The organism is Luteimonas sp. MJ250 (genome assembly GCF_039548455.1).
Lineage (GTDB): Bacteria > Pseudomonadota > Gammaproteobacteria > Xanthomonadales > Xanthomonadaceae > Luteimonas.
On sequence record NZ_JBCLVB010000014.1, the window covers coordinates 111,055 to 124,166 of the forward strand.

9 protein-coding genes are annotated in these 13,112 nt (G+C 70.2%); 2 read left to right on the forward strand and 7 right to left on the reverse strand.

The features are described from left to right. Positions 1-5 precede the first annotated feature (5 nt). From glnE to WCE37_RS11705, 4 genes are all read right to left on the reverse strand, one after another. On the reverse strand, positions 6-2,798 hold the full coding sequence (glnE, locus tag WCE37_RS11690) for a bifunctional [glutamate--ammonia ligase]-adenylyl-L-tyrosine phosphorylase/[glutamate--ammonia-ligase] adenylyltransferase (RefSeq protein WP_343279526.1): 2,793 nt from the start codon (positions 2,796-2,798) through the stop codon (positions 6-8). Positions 2,799-3,145: 347 nt separating this feature from the next. After that, positions 3,146-4,777, reverse strand: coding sequence for an NAD(P)/FAD-dependent oxidoreductase (locus tag WCE37_RS11695; RefSeq protein WP_343279527.1), 1,632 nt, complete (start codon positions 4,775-4,777; stop codon positions 3,146-3,148). Positions 4,778-4,784: 7 nt separating this feature from the next. Further along, the gene (locus WCE37_RS11700; RefSeq protein ID WP_343279528.1) at positions 4,785-5,936 is read right to left on the reverse strand and encodes a UDP-N-acetylglucosamine--N-acetylmuramyl-(pentapeptide) pyrophosphoryl-undecaprenol N-acetylglucosamine transferase; all 1,152 of its coding nucleotides are present in this window, start codon (positions 5,934-5,936) and stop codon (positions 4,785-4,787) included. Positions 5,937-5,945: 9 nt separating this feature from the next. After that, positions 5,946-6,860 (reverse strand): DUF808 domain-containing protein, encoded by a 915-nt coding sequence (locus WCE37_RS11705; RefSeq protein WP_343279529.1) that lies wholly within the window; start codon positions 6,858-6,860, stop codon positions 5,946-5,948. 181 nt (positions 6,861-7,041) lie between these two features. On the opposite strand from WCE37_RS11705, the gene WCE37_RS11710 reads away from it, so the two are divergent. Then, entirely contained in the window at positions 7,042-7,614 is a 573-nt protein-coding gene (locus tag WCE37_RS11710) for an ECF-type sigma factor (protein WP_343255808.1), read from the forward strand. After that, positions 7,604-10,225, forward strand: coding sequence for a serine/threonine-protein kinase (locus WCE37_RS11715; RefSeq protein WP_343279530.1), 2,622 nt, complete (start codon positions 7,604-7,606; stop codon positions 10,223-10,225). Before WCE37_RS11710 ends, WCE37_RS11715 begins: the two co-directional genes overlap by 11 nt. Positions 10,226-10,373: 148 nt before the next feature. Here WCE37_RS11715 and groL read toward each other — a convergent pair whose 3' ends face one another. The 3 genes from groL to WCE37_RS11730 all read right to left on the reverse strand — a co-directional run bounded on the left by groL (position 10,374) and on the right by WCE37_RS11730 (position 13,038). Continuing rightward, positions 10,374-12,014: a chaperonin GroEL gene (gene groL, locus WCE37_RS11720; RefSeq protein WP_343255806.1), complete on the reverse strand. Its 1,641-nt coding sequence runs from the start codon at positions 12,012-12,014 to the stop codon at positions 10,374-10,376. Between the two features lie 57 nt (positions 12,015-12,071). Continuing rightward, the gene (gene groES / locus WCE37_RS11725; RefSeq protein ID WP_343255805.1) at positions 12,072-12,359 is read right to left on the reverse strand and encodes a co-chaperone GroES; all 288 of its coding nucleotides are present in this window, start codon (positions 12,357-12,359) and stop codon (positions 12,072-12,074) included. A gap of 178 nt (positions 12,360-12,537) precedes the next feature. Beyond that, positions 12,538-13,038, reverse strand: coding sequence for an acyloxyacyl hydrolase (locus WCE37_RS11730; protein WP_343255804.1), 501 nt, complete (start codon positions 13,036-13,038; stop codon positions 12,538-12,540). Positions 13,039-13,112 lie beyond the last annotated feature (74 nt).

Consider the following 13,112-nt stretch of genomic DNA (forward strand, 5'->3'; position numbering starts at 1 on the left):
CTGTGTCAGGGGGGCGGGTGCAGGCCGGCTGCGCGCAGTGCGCCGGTGATGGCGTTGCGGGCGGTGTCGAGGGCTTCGCTGCGCGGAACGATGCGTGCGCGGCGATCGAGGGTCTGGGCCAGGCCCTGCGCCACCAGTTCGGCATGCGCGGCGGTCAGCGCTTCGGCAGCAGCCGCGTCGAGCAGGCCGGCGTCTCGGCAGGCGGCGACCAGCGCGCGCGTGGAGCGCGGCTCCAGCAGGCCCGGATGCTCCGCCGCGTACCCGAGCACCAGCGCCTGCAGCAGGAACTCCAGGTCCACCAGGCCGCCCTCGCCCTGCTTGAGGTCGAACAGGCCGCCGCCGCCCCGGTCGAGCTCGGCGCGCATGCGCGCACGCATGCCGGCCACGTCGGCGGCCAGCGCCGGCCAGTCGCGCGGCCGCGCCAGGGCGGCGGCACGCACGCGCTCGAACGCCGCGCACAGGCCTGCGTCGCCGGTTGCACAGCGCGCGCGCACCAGCGCCTGGTGTTCCCAGGTCCAGGCGCGCTCGCGCTGGTAGTCGCCATAGGCCGCCAGCGTTGACACCAGCAGGCCGCTGCCGCCGTCCGGGCGCAGGCGCACGTCGACTTCATACAGGCGTCCTGCGCCGGTATTGGTGCCCAGCAGCAGCACGATCTTCTGCGCGAAGCGCGCGAACCAGCGCTGCGCCTCCAGCGGACGCGGGCCATCGGACAGGGCATCGGCGGGCGCGTCGTACAGGAACACCAGGTCGAGGTCGGAACCGACGCCGAGTTCCGCCCCGCCCAGGCTGCCGTAGCCGATGGCGGCGAAGGGCGCATCGACCACGACGCCGTGCGCGGCGCGCATCTCGCGCTCCGCGAGCGCGACCACGGTGGCAAGCACGCCATCGGCCAGGAGCGCCAGCTGGTGTGCGCTGTCGACAGCCGCCATGCGTCCGTCCAGCGTGGCCAGCGCGATGCGGAAGCTCAGCGCCTGGCGGGTTTCGTTGAGCGTGAACAGCGCGCCCTCGATGTCGTCGCGCTGCAGCGCGGCCGCGCAGGCGACATCGATCTGCCCGCGTCCGGGCATCGGCCCGTCCACGCGCGCGTCCAGCAGTTCGTCGAGCAGCAGCGGGTGGGCGGCGACGCGTTCGGCGAGGAAGGCGCTGCGGGTCACCAGGTCGATCAGCCGCGCCAGCGCCGCGGGCTGTTCGTCGAGCAGGGCGAGGTAGCTGGCGCGACGCAGGATGTTGTGCAGCAGGGCCAGCAGCCGGCGCATGGCCTGCAGCGGGCGGTCGGCCGGCGCGCTGGCCTGCAGCATCACCGGCATCACCCGGTCCAGGCGCGCGCGCGCGGCGTCGGACAGGTCGCGCACGCTGGGCGAGCGCACGAAATCGCGCAGCGCGGCGTCGACCTCGCCCTGGTCGCCGAAGCCGGCCGCGGCCAGCACGCCGGCGTCGCCGCCGTCGGGCAGCGCGCGCCAGTAGCCGGCCAGGTCGCCGCTGACGGCCGCGCGCGATTCGTCGCGATGCGCGAGCAGGGCGCCGAACTCGGCGGCCACGCGTTCGCGTCGCGGCTCCAGCGCGGCCAGCAGCGCCTCCCAGTCGGCATGGCCCAGGCCGCGGGCGATGCGCAGGCGGTCGAGCGGATCGGTCGGCAGCACGTGGGTCTGGGCATCGCGCAGCATCTGCAGCCGGTTCTCGACCCGGCGCAGGAACAGATAGGCCTCGGCAAGATCGCCCGCCGCCTCCGGCTCGATCTGGCGCGCTGCACGCAGTGCGTCGAGCATGGGCAGCAGGCTGCGGCCGCGCAGCGCCGCCTCGCGGCCGCCGCGGATCAGCTGCAGCGCCTGCACCAGGAACTCGATCTCGCGGATGCCGCCGGGCCCGCGCTTGATGTCGTCGGCCAGGTCCTTGCGCGCGACCTCGGCCGAGATCGCGGCCTTCATCTCGCGCAGCCCGGACAGGGCACCGTAGTCCAGGTAGCGGCGATAGACGAAGGGGCGCAGCGCCACCAGGAAGCGCTCCCCGGCGTCGATATCGCCGGCCACCGGGCGCGCCTTCTGCCAGGCGTAGCGCTCCCAGTCGCGGCCCTCGCGCTGGAAGTACTGCTCCATCGCCGCGAAGCTCAGCGCCACCCGGCCGGCGTTGCCGAAGGGACGCAGCCGCAGGTCGACGCGGTGGCAGAAGCCGTCGGCGGTCTGTTCGTCGAGCAGTTTCGCCAGCGCGCGGCCCAGGCGGGCGAAGTAGTCGTCTGCGGCGAGCGGGCGCGGGCCGTCGCTTTCGCCGGCTTCGGGATAGGCATAGACAAGATCGACATCGGAGCTGAAGTTCAGTTCGCCGCCGCCGAGCTTGCCCAGCGCGAACACCACCAGCCCCACCGGCGCGCCGCCGCCATCGCGGACCACGCCGTGGCGCGCGACAAGCCCGGCTTCCAGCGCGGCCAGCCCGAGCTGCAGGCAGGTCTCGGCCAGGCGGGTGCTCCCGGCCAGGGTGTCGGCCACTTCATCCAGCCCGTTCAGGTCTCGCCAGACCAGGCGCGCGGAGGCTGCGCGGCGGTAAGCGCGCAGCTGGCCCGGCCATGCGTCGGGCGCTTCGGGATCAAGCCGCGGCGGCGCGATGGGCGCGGACGGATCATCCAGCAGCGCTTCCAGCGCCTGCGGCTGGCGCGCGAAGACCTCGGCGGCGAAGTCGCTCGCGGACACGACCCGCCGCAGCGGCTCGCCGCCGCGCTCGGCCAGGCCGGGCTGCAGGCGCGCCAGTAAGCGGTCAACGTGGGCGCGTAGCGCGCCGTCTTCGCCTTCGGGGGTCACCGGGTCCATCCGCCGATTGTCGCATCGCCTCGACATGGCGCCACGCAGGGGTCGAGACGAAAAAGGTTCTTCTCCCGGTTGCGGTTGAGGGAGGCTTCCGGTTGCCAGAACGGAGCAGCTCCCGCGCAACAACGTGCTCCAGCTGTCACGTCAGCAACACCCCGGAGCCTCGAGAAGAACCAGCCACAACGCCGGGTCGGCCATGCGCCTCCCCTCCGTCGGGAGCAGAGCCGAAAAAAAGCCCGAAACGGCGGACCGTTCCGGGCTTTGCTCCCTCCCCCACGTCGGGTGCAGGTCGATCGTGAAGGAAACGTTATGCAACTTGCACGCTGCAGCGCAAAACAAGACTCGCCAGTTCATGAACTATTTCGGGATCCGGCTGGCAACGGCCGGCGTCCGAAGTCGCGCAGCATCTCGCGCGCCGCGTTGCGCCCCGGCAGGCCGGTGACGCCGCCGCCCGGATGCGTTCCCGAGCCGCACAGGTACAGTCCCGCGAGTGCGCCGCGGTAGTTTCCCTGCCCCAGCAGCGGGCGCGCGGAGAACAGCTGGTCCAGGCCCAGCGAGCCGTGGAAGATGTCGCCGCCGACCAGCCCGAAGCGGCGCTCCAGGTCCAGCGGAGACAGCGCCTCGTAGCCGAGCACGCTGCGGCTGAAGTTGGGCGCGACCTTGTCCACGGTGTCGATCATCAGCCGGGCCACGGTGTCGCGATGCATGTCCCAGCCGCCGTCGACGTCGGGGTTCACGTGCTGGCAGAACAGGCTGGCGACGTGCTGGCCGGCCGGCGCCAGGCTGTCGTCGAGGGTCGAGGAGATGACCAGCTCCACGATCGGCGCGCGCGACCAGCCGGCGTTGTGCTCCTTCGATTTCGCATCGAAATACGCCTGCTCGAAGTAGCGCAGCGAAGGCCCGACCAGGATGCCGCTCTGGTGGTGCGGCTGCAGCTGCGTGCCGGGCAACGCGCTGAAATCCGGCAGCTCCGACAGCGCCACGTTCATGCGGAAGGTGCCCGAGCCGCAGCGGTAGCGCTCGATGCGCTGCGCGGTGTCGTCATCCAGGTGCTGGCGCGGCACAAGCTTCGTATACAGCAGCTTCGGGTTGAGATTGCTGGCGACCGCCCTGGCGCGCAGCTCGCGACCGTCGGCCAGGGCCACGCCCACGGCGCGGCCGCCTTCCACCAGCACCTGTGCCACCTCGGCGTCGGTCTCGATGGTCACGCCCCGCGCCGCGCACTCCGCCGCCATCGCCTGCGTGATCGCGCCCATGCCGCCGATGGCGTGCCCCCACGCGCCCTGCTTGCCGTTGACCTCGCCAAACACGTGGTGCAGGAGCACGTAGGCGCTGCCGGGCGTGTAGGGGCTGGCGAAGTTGCCGACCACCGAGTCCCAGCCCAGCGCCGCCTTCAGCGGCCCGGACTCGAACCAGAGGTCGAGCAGTTCGCCGGCGGACTTGGTGAACAGGTCCAGAAGATCCCGGCGGCCGCGCATGTCGAGGTGGCGCAGGCGGCGCGCCACGGCGAACGACCCCAGCCAGTCGGCAAGCACGAAGCCGTCGGATACGTTCGGCGGCGTCAGCAGCATCAGCTCGCGCAGCACTGCGACCACGCGCTCCAGCATCGCGAAGTACTGCGGCAGGCGCTCGGCGTCGCGCGCCGACCACTTCGCCACCTCCGCCGCGCCGTGTTCGCCGCCTAAGCGGAAGGCGCGGCCATCGGGCAGCGGCAGGAAATTCGAGAACGGCCGCTCGACCACGCGCAGGCCGTGCTCGGCCAGGCGCAGGTCGGCGATCACGCGCGGGTTGAGCAGGCTGACCGTGTAGCTGGCGACCGAGTTGCGGAAGCCCGGGTGGAATTCCTCGGTCACCGCGGCACCGCCGACGATGCCGCGGCGCTCCAGCACCCGCACCTTCAACCCGGCACCGGCGAGGTAGGCGGCGCAGACCAGGCCGTTGTGGCCGCCACCGATGATCAGGACGTCGTCGGTCACGGTCATGGCCATCTCAGGCCTTCGCGCCCGCGGTCGGGCTGCGTTCGGCCAGCAGCGCTTCCACCTCGTCGGCCAAGCGAGCGGCGGCGTCGGGCCGACCCAGGTTTGCCGCCGCGGCGGCGGCATCGGCGAGGGCCGCGGGCGCGGCGAACAGTGCCTGCAAACGCGCGGCCAGCGCTTGGGCGGTGAAGCCACCGTCGTCCTCGCGCACGCACCAGCCCGCACCCAGGCGTTCGAGCGCTTCGGCGTTGCCGCGTTGCTCGTCGCGCGAGCCGCCCTGCGGGATCGGCACCAGGATCGCCGGGCGCCCCACCACCAGCAGGTCGGCGATGGTGGTCGCACCGGCACGCGTCAGCACCAAGTGGGCGTCGCGCAGCCGCGCGGCCATGTCGTCGAAGAAGGGTCGCAGGTCGACGTCGATACCGGCATCGCGCAGCCTTGCAGCCACCGCGCCGGCATCGTCGCCGCGGTACTGCAGCGACAGCCGCAGGCGCCTGCGCAGCGCATCGGGCAATGCCAGCAGCGCCGGCGGCACGACGCGGCCGAAGACCGCCGCACCCTGGCTGCCGCCCACCACCAGCAAGCGCAGCGGCGCGTCGTCCGCCAGCCCGGGATAGGGGGCGTTCGCCGCCTCGAGGATGCCCGCGCGCACCGGGTTGCCGGTCTCGACCAGCTTGCCGTGCGCGCCGGCGTCGACCCCGCCGATGTCACCGAACGAAGTCGCCACGCGATCGGCGAAGCCCAGCAGCCTGCGGTTGGCCAGGCTCAGCCGCGAGCCCTGTTCGTGCAGCAGCAGCGGCAGGCCGAGGCTGCGCGCGGCCAGCGCCGGCGCGAAGCTCGGGTAGCCACCGAAGCCCGCCAGCAGGCGCACGCCGCGCCGCTTCATGTCCGCGCGTGCCGTGGCCGTGGCGCGCAGGATCACCGCGGCCGCCGCCAGCTTGCCAACAACGCCCCCAGCCAGGCTGCGCGCCGGCAGCACCAGGTGCGGCAGCCCTTCGAGCGCCTGCGTGAAGCGCGCGCCGCGTGCCTCGGTGTAGACCACCACGCCGTGCCCGCGCGCCTGCAGCTCGCGCGCCAGCGCTTCGGCGGGGAACAGGTGGCCGCCGGTGCCGCCCGCGGCAAGGCCGATCGTTGCGCGCGCCGCGCCCCGGATGTCACCGTGCATGCGGACTCCTCAGTGTGCTTCCGCAGGCGCCTTGCCGCGCACGCGATTGAACAGGCCGACCGCGCCCACCACCAGCGCGCCGACCAGCATGCCGACCACCAGGCTGGCGCCGGTGTCGGCGACGAAGGCAGGCAGGCCCCAGCCCTCCATGACTTCGACCAGATGGTGCAGGGCATCGATGTTGTGCACGAAGATGCCGCCGCCCACCAGGAACATGGCGATGGTGCCGATGATGCCCAGCGCCTTCATCATCCACGGCGTCACATACACCAGCCCGCGCCCCAGCGCCGGCACCAGTACGCCCGGGCGCTTGTCCATCCACAGCCCGGCGTCGTCCACCTTCACGATCGCCGCGACCAGCCCGTAGATGAAGACCGTCACCGCGAGCGCGATCACCGAAAGCGCGATCGTGCGCGTCAGCAACGACTCGTCGGCGACCACCGCCAGCGACAGCACGATGATTTCGGCTGAAAGGATGAAGTCGGTGCGCACCGCGCCCTTGATCTTCTTCTTCTCGAGTTCCAGCGGAGTCTCGCCCGAGGCGAGCACGGCCTTCGCGCGCGCCTCCGGGTCGGGCTTGGCGTGGGAGTGGAACAACTTCTCCAGCACCTTTTCGAAGCCCTCGTAGCAGAGGTAGGCGCCACCGACCATCATCAGTGGGATCACCAGCACGGGCGCAAGCCAGCTGATCAGCAGCGCCGCAGGCACCAGGATCAGCTTGTTGACCAGCGAGCCCTTGAACACGCCCCAGACCACCGGCAGCTCGCGGTTGGCCTTCACGCCGGCGACCTGCTGGGCATTGAGCGCGAGGTCGTCCCCGATCACGCCGGCGGTCTTCTTGGCCGCGGCCTTGGTCAGGATGGAGACGTCGTCGAGCAGGGTCGCGATGTCGTCGAGCAGGGTGAGCAGGGTGGCGCCGGCCATCGGAGTTCCGTCGGGGCTGCAGAGGGCGGATTGTCGCACCGCGACCGGCCGGCTCGCGATACGCGTCCGTCACGGCCGCGCGTCCCGGCTCCGCGCCGGTATCGGTTCCCCGGACGATTGCCGGGACCCTGCTGCGCTGCTACCTTCCGCGCTCCACACGGATCCGGGAGGGAGCCGCGTGATGGATGCGGAAATCACACAGCTTCTGGTGCGTGCCAGGAACGGCGAGCCCGAACGCCTCGGGGAGGTGTTCCAGGCCCTGTACCCGGAACTCATGCGCATGGCGCGTTCGCGGCTGCGGGGACGCAATGCGACCATGACGCCCACGGTACTGGTGCACGAGCTGTTCCTGCGCGTAACCGCGTCGGACAACCTGAGCCTGGTTGACCGCCGCCATTTCTTCGCAACCGCGGCGCAGGCGCTGCGCTGGATCATGGTCGAAGAGGCGCGGCGGAACCTGTCGCAGAAGCGCGGCGGCGACGCGGTGCACATCGAACTCGACGAGGACTTCTCCGCCGCTGCGCCCGCAGGCGCCGCGGACACGGGCGTACTCGCCCTGAACGAGGGCCTGGATGCGCTGGGCGAGATCAGCCCGCAGCGGCGCCAGGTGGTGGAACTGCGCTATTTCGCCGGCCTCGAGTTCAAGGAAATTGCCGAACTGCTCGAGATCTCGGAGCGCACCGCGCAACGCGAGTGGGAGCGCGCGCGGGCTTTCCTGCTGGCGATGCTCGACGAGGGCCGCGATGGACCGTGAACAGATCGGCCACTGGCAGGCGGCCGACGCTGCGTTCGACCGGTGGCTTGACGTGCCCGAGTCCGGCCGCGGCACGTGGCTGGACGCGCAGGACCTCCGCGAGCCCGTACGGCGGCGGCTCGAGCAGCTGATCGCCGCACACGAAAGCCCGCGCGCGACCCTGGCTCCGGACGGCGGCAATCTGGCCGGCTGCCGTCTGGGCGCTTGGACGCTGGATGCCGAACTCGGTCGCGGCGGCATGGCCGTGGTCTACCGCGCCTGGCGCGAACACGGCGTGGCGCGCCAGCAGGCCGCGGTCAAGATCCTGACCCTGGGTGCACTCGGCGCCACCGGCCGCGAGCGCTTCCGGCGCGAGGCCGAGATCCTGGCGCGCCTGAACCATCCGAACGTCACCGCGCTGATCGATTCCGGCGTGGCCGACGACGGCACCCTCTGGCTGGCGATGCCGCTGGTCGACGGCGAACGCATCGACCAGTGGTGCGATTCGAATGCGCTCGATGCACACGCGACGGTCCGCCTGTACCTGCAGGTCTGCGGCGCCGTGGCCTATGCACACCGCAACCTGGTGATCCATCGCGACCTCAAGCCCTCGAACGTGCTGGTCGACGGTGACGGCCAGGTGCGGCTGCTCGACTTCGGCATCGGCCAGTTCAGCGACGCGCCCGGCGAGCGCACCCGGACGATGTGGCGCGCGCTGACGCCCGGCTATGCCGCGCCGGAACAGCTGCGCGGCGACCCGCCCAGCACGGCTATCGACATCTACGGCCTGGGCGCGTTGCTGCACCGGCTGTTGACCGGGCGCACGCCGCAAGGTGCTACCGGAGGCACCGATACGACAAGGCCCTCGCTCCTGGTGCGTTCGTCGAACGACGCCTACCACCGTCACTACGTGCCGCTTAAAAACGACCTCGACCGCGTACTGCTCAAGGCCCTGGCGGAAGTGCCGGAACAGCGCTACGCCACTGCCGAGGCCCTGGCCGACGACCTGCGGCGCTGGCTCGACGGACGCCCGGTGATGGCGCAGAAACCGGGACCTGGCTACCGCGTGCGCAAATTCATCCTGCGCAACAAGGCGGGCGTCGCCGCAACGGTGCTGCTCGCGGCCAGCCTGGCTGGCGGCATCGGCGCAACGCTCTGGCAGGCGCAGCAAACGCGCAGGGAGGCCGAAAACGCCAGGATCCACGCGCAGCGCGCGACCATGGTGCGGGACTTCCTGCAGCACATATTCGAGTCCACCCAGCCGGCGACGGGCGGCGTGCCGGACGCGCTGGAGTTGCTCGACGAGGGCGCGCGACGCGCGCGCTCGGACGTGCTGGAGACCGACCCGCTGGCGGCCGCCGACATCCTGATGCTGACCGGCCAGGCACGCCTGGCGTTGAGCCAGTACGACGATGCACGTGCGGACCTGGAACAGGCGCGCGGACTTTTTGCCGCAAACGACCCGCAAGCCTATCGGGAGCGGTCCCGGATCGAGACTGAACTCGCGCAGCTGGCGCGCGAACGCGGCGAGGTCGAGCGCGCGCTGCTCCATTCCCGCGCGGCGATGGAGCTGGGCGAACTGGCCATGAGCGAACACGGCGATCCCGAACCGATGCTCGCGGCCCGGGTCGGCCACGGCATGAGCCTGTTCGCCGGCGATCCCCAGGCCGCCAAGGCCGCGTTCGAGGAGGTTCTTGTCGCCCTGCCCGCGCACGGCTTGCAGGAAACGGTGCTGCACATGACCGCCCTTGATGGCCTGGGTGCCGCGCTTGGCGTCACTGATCCGGAAGATACGCAGCGCCAGCTGCAAAACGTCGAGGAGCAGATCCGCCTGTCCGCGTTGCTTGACGGTCCCGAGAGTGGCCACTACGCCAGCACGCTGTCTGACATGGTTCCCGACCTGGGCAGGGCGGGCAAGCCCGCGCGCGCGGAGCAGGTCGCGTTCGAGGCGGTCGCCATCGCGGACCGCGCCTTCACAAAGCCGCATTCGCAGAAGGCGGCCGTGCACTGCCAGCTGGCCGCTCACCTGACATGGAGGGGGCGCCATGCCGAAGCCGTGCAGCATTTCACGATCGCCAACGACATCGCCAGGCAGCTCGAGCTGAGCAACCTGCACGTGCAGGCCTGCTTCCTGTTCGGGGGGTATTCGCGGGCCGTGACCGGCGACTTCCGGGGCGCGCTTGCGGACGTGGAACGCAGCTGGGAAATCCTCGGGCACCACGATTACCGCGGTTCACCGATGGGGTACGCCAGCTGTGGCACGCAGGCAGCGATCCAGCTGCGGCTTGGTGACATCCCCGGTGCGGAATCCACCCTTGCCGCGTGCCCGGCCGGCGAAGGCGACGCGCTGCAGCTGCAGCACGCCCAGGCGCGGGCGGAGTTGTACCTGGCCCTGGGTCGATTCGACGACGCAGCGGCCCTGGCGACGGAGGTGCGCAAGACCCGGCCGCCCGAGGCCGATGATCGCTACTGGATGCGGCCCTGGATGCTCTCTGTCTTGCTTGCCCATCAACGCGGCGAACGCGATGCAGTGGCGGCGCTGAGCGCCGAGCTCGGCCAGCACGCCGCCACGCCGCCGCTTTCTCACTGCCTCGCCCAGCCCAGCAAAGCACACTGCCTCGCCCTGCCTTGAGCGGGCTGTACCGGCACCCCGGCGAGCAAGGCCAGGCGCGGCATCATCGTCATCGGCTCCCGACGCCACGCGCTGCAGCCGGCCAAAAAAGAAAAACCCCGCCTCGCGGCGGGGTTGTCCATGTTGCATGAAGCAGGGTGGCGCTGGATCAGAAGCCCATGCCGCCCATGCCGCCCATGTCGCCGCCGCCGCCCATGGCCGGCTCTTCCTTCTTCGGAAGCTCCGCCACCATGGCTTCGGTGGTGATCATCAGGCCGGCGATCGACGCCGCGTTCTGCAGCGCGGTGCGGGTGACCTTGGTCGGGTCCAGGATGCCGAACTCGATCATGTCGCCGAACTCGCCGTTGGCTGCGTTGTAGCCGAAGTTGCCCGAACCGTCCTTGACCTTGTTGACGATGACCGACGGCTCTTCGCCGGCGTTGGTCACGATCTCGCGCAGCGGGGCTTCCATCGCCCGCAGGGCGATCTGGATGCCGTGGTTCTGGTCTTCGTTGGCACCCTTCAGGGCCTCGACCGCGGTCTTGGCGCGCAGCAGCGCGACGCCGCCACCCGGGACCACGCCCTCTTCCACCGCCGCACGCGTGGCGTGCAGGGCGTCTTCGACGCGGGCCTTCTTTTCCTTCATCTCGATCTCGGTCGAGGCACCGACCTTGATCACCGCCACGCCGCCGGCCAGCTTGGCCACGCGCTCCTGCAGCTTCTCGCGGTCGTAGTCCGAAGAGGTCTCTTCGATCTGCGCCTTGATCTGCTTGATGCGGCCTTCGATGCCCGAGCCTTCGCCCGCGCCGTCGATGATCGTGGTGTTTTCCTTGGTGACCTGGATCTTCTTCGCGCGGCCGAGGTCGTTGATGGTCGCCTTCTCGAGCGACAGGCCGACTTCCTCGCTGATCACGGTGCCACCGGTGAGGATGGCCATGTCTTCCAGCATCGCCTTGCGACGGTCGCCGAAGCCCGGGGCCTTGACGGCCACGACCTTGACGATGCCGCGGATGGTGTTCACCACCAGGGTCGCCAGGGCTTCGCCCTCGACTTCCTCGGCGACGATCAGCAGCGGCTTGCCGGCCTTGGCCACGCCCTCGAGGACGGGCAGCAGGTCGCGCACGTTGGAGATCTTCTTGTCGTGCAGCAGGATGAAGGGATCATCCAGCTCGGCCGACATCGACTGCTGGTTGTTGATGAAGTACGGCGACAGGTAGCCGCGGTCGAACTGCATGCCCTCGACCACGTCGAGCTCGTTCTCGAGGCCCGAACCTTCCTCGACCGTGATCACGCCTTCCTTGCCGACCTTGTCCATCGCCTGGGCGATCAGGTCGCCGATGTTGGCGTCGGAGTTGGCGGAGATGGTGCCGACCTGGGCGATTTCCTTCGAGGTCGACGACGGCTTGCTGATGCTCTTCAGCTCTTCCACCGCGGCCTTGACGGCCTGGTCGATGCCGCGCTTGAGGTCCATCGGGTTCATGCCGGCGGCGACCGCCTTCATGCCCTCGCGGATGAAGGCCTGGGCCAGCACGGTCGCGGTGGTGGTGCCGTCGCCGGCGTCATCGGACGTGCGCGAGGCGACTTCCTTCACCATCTGCGCGCCCATGTTCTCGAACTTGTCGGCCAGTTCGATCTCCTTGGCGACGGACACGCCGTCCTTGGTGATCGTGGGCGCGCCGAAGCTCTTGTCGAGCACGACGTTGCGGCCCTTGGGGCCAAGCGTTGCCTTGACGGCGTTGGCAAGCACGTTGACGCCACGCACCATCTTGGCGCGCGCGTCTTCGCCGAAGCGGATTTCCTTCGCAGACATTGTTGTTTCCTCGGAGCTGGATCAGGGAATGGGGGTTGCGAGGCGCTTGACGCGCGCTCAGCCGACGATGGCGAGGATGTCGTCCTCGCGCACGATCTTGTATTCGGTGCCTTCGTGCTTGTAAGCCGAGCCCGAGTACTGGCCGTAGATGACCTTGTCGCCGACCTTGACCTTGGGCGCGCGCAGGCTGCCGTTGTCCAGGGCCTTGCCTTCGCCGATGGCGATCACTTCGCCCTTGGTGGGCTTTTCCTTGGCATTGTCGGGGATGACGATGCCGCCGGCGGAGATTTCGTCGGCTTCGATCGGCTTGACCACTACGCGGTCGTAAAGCGGCTTCAGGTTCATGACAATCCTCACAAGTGATTGATTTTACTTGACAATAGACGAATCGGTCGCGGAGTTTAGCAGTCGGACCTGCCGAGTGCCAAAACGCGCGCCGCGAAAACCCGGCAGCGCCGGGATGTCCGCAAGATGGGGGGGCGTTGGCGGGGTTCAAGGGCCCCGCGGGAAATAAAGACGCGGCTCAGAAGCGCCAGGCGCCGACAACCATGGTTTCACCGTTGTTGGGGGCGTGCAGGCTCGCGTTCGAGACATGGCGCAGCAGCAGCGAGAAGCGGTCCCAGCGCCAGCCGGCGGTGGTGACGAACTGCGGATCGCCGGACAGGGCGTCCGTCTCGCCCCACTGGGCGCCGACCCCGGCACCAAGCGTAAGGCCGTTGTCGGTGCGCTCGTAGCGCAGGCCGACGAAGCCGACCACGACGCTGTCGGACAGGTCCCGGCCACGCACGTGGCCGCGGCCGTCTACGTGGATGGCGCCGACCTCGCCGCGGAGTACCGCGTTGTCCAGCTGCCGCAGTTCCGGCAGCCAGGCGACCGAGGCCACCTTGGTGAACTCGCGCTCGGTGGTCTTGGAGCCGCCGGCGGCGACCTCGATGCCGGTCGCGGCCGCGGCAGGCAGCGCGAGCGCGAACAGGACTGCGGCCAGTCCGGCGCGGAGGATGGCGGGGCGGATCGGAGCGGGCATGGGACGACCTGGATGAATGGGGAGGACTGGCCGCACAAGAATACGATTCCCGCGTCGCGCTGGCGTGCAGACCG